The following is a 711-nucleotide window of genomic DNA, read 5'->3' on the forward strand; positions in this document are numbered from 1 at the left end:
GACCGCCGCTGCCACGACCACGGCCAGCCCTGCCGGACCAGCCCATCTCGTCCCGTTGACCTGCCCCGAACTCGTCCGATTCCTCCGGGCGTTCGTCCTCACACCACCAGTCCGGGACGCGAAACACATCCTGCACTGGATGGCATGGCGCCGCCGCCATCAAGCCATCGCACGAGCCTGCCACCAGCGCCGACACGCTCTTCAGGACCAGCCATGACCAGAACTACAGCTGCCGTGTCTGCTCCTTCGTGAGGTCGACGTAGATCTTCCGTTCGGCCTGGTAGACCGTCGTCACTGTGCCGGCGGGCAGCCGAACGTGCTTGCCGACGATCCACACACCAGTGTCGACGACGAGGTAGGCGGAGTTGACGTCGTCCGAGTGCTTGTCGACCTTTCCGATGCTGCCGTCGGTGGCTTCGACCTTGTAGCCGGTCAGGTCGGTGCCCGAGGTGTGTCCGGTGGTCGGCTGGTAGCCCCAGATACTGTCACTCATAAAGAACGGCTCCTTCATAGAGATTTATTACTGCCCACAGCTGGACTGCGGAGTTTTTAGGCCGTCATTAAATTCGGTGACGTTCCCTCAGGAAGCTGAGTGCCCCGGTCTCCGGAGCCCACGAGACACTCGCTAATCTCGTATGCCGTCTTCTGATTGAAAAAAAAAACGTCATGGCTACAGCCGTCTGTGCGTCTCGACCGTTGGCGGCAGCGACG

At 61.2% G+C, this 711-nt stretch carries 1 pseudogene; it reads right to left on the minus strand.

Annotated features, from left to right (window positions below):
* Window positions 1-232: 232 nt before the first annotated feature.
* Window positions 233-493: pseudogene (locus K4G64_RS39455) on the minus strand (PRC-barrel domain containing protein); the annotation flags it as partial.
* Window positions 494-711 lie beyond the last annotated feature (218 nt).

The organism is Streptomyces sp. WAC04114, assembly GCF_019733245.1.
GTDB classification, from domain to species: Bacteria; Actinomycetota; Actinomycetes; order Streptomycetales; family Streptomycetaceae; genus Streptomyces; species Streptomyces massasporeus_A.